This is a genomic window from Streptococcus pseudopneumoniae (assembly GCF_001072315.1).
GTDB lineage: Bacteria > Bacillota > Bacilli > Lactobacillales > Streptococcaceae > Streptococcus > Streptococcus pseudopneumoniae_R.
The window spans coordinates 1-873 of the sequence record NZ_JVLI01000208.1 but is presented as its reverse complement, the minus strand read 5'-3'; the positions used below and the strand labels follow the sequence as shown (position 1 = coordinate 873).

The 873-nt window shown below is 41.0% G+C and carries 1 pseudogene; it reads right to left on the bottom strand.

The features are described from left to right. A pseudogene (locus tag ADH54_RS10765) lies at window positions 1-873 on the bottom strand (G5 domain-containing protein); the annotation flags it as partial.

The window sequence follows — 873 nt, the reverse complement described above, 5'->3', positions numbered from 1 at the left end:
ATTGTCTTACCTGCTGGGGTGACTACTGGGTTGCCAACGTGTTCTGTGATATGACCGTCGTTTGAATCTACATCGTAAGTAGTTGTTGTAACTGTTTTACCTTTAGCTCCTTGAATGCGTTCATTAGGTGTGTCAACTTCTCGTTCACCATCTCTAACATACTCAACTTCAGGTTCAATTGGTGCTTCTACTACTTTGTCCTTCGCTGCGACTTTGACAATTGTTGCTGTTGGATTTACTACTACTGGTTTTCCTACTCTTTCTGTAATAGCGCCTGTAGTAGGATCAACACTATATGTTGTTGTAGTAGTGCTTGAACCTGCTTGTCCTGCCTCTTCCACATTTGGTTGATCTTTGGCGCGTGTATCATCTTTCACATATTTCTTAGGTGATGGGAGTTCTGTTGTCTCCACTTTATCCTTCGCTGCGACTTTAACAATAGTTTCTGTTGGATTTACTACTACTGGTTTTCCTACTCTTTCTGTAATAGCGCCTGTAGTAGGATCAACACTATATGTTGTTGTGGTAGTGCTTGAACCTGATTGTCCTGCCTCTTCCACATTTGGTTGATCTTTGTCCCGTGTATCATCTTTCACATATTTCTTAGGTGATGGGATTGCTGTTGTTTCTACTTTATCCTTCGCTGGAACTTTGACAATAGTATTAGTTGGTTCTTTCGTACGAACTGGTTTACCTTCACTTGCTGTAATCTTTCCAGTATTAGGATCTACTGTGTACGTTGTGGTGATGGTGTCTTCTCCAGGAGTTCCTTCTTTTCTAACTGGTTCTGAATCTTTGTCACGACTTTCGTCTTTTTCATAGACAACAGGTGATGGTACTACTCTCTTCTCAACTGTTGGTTCTTTCGTTTTC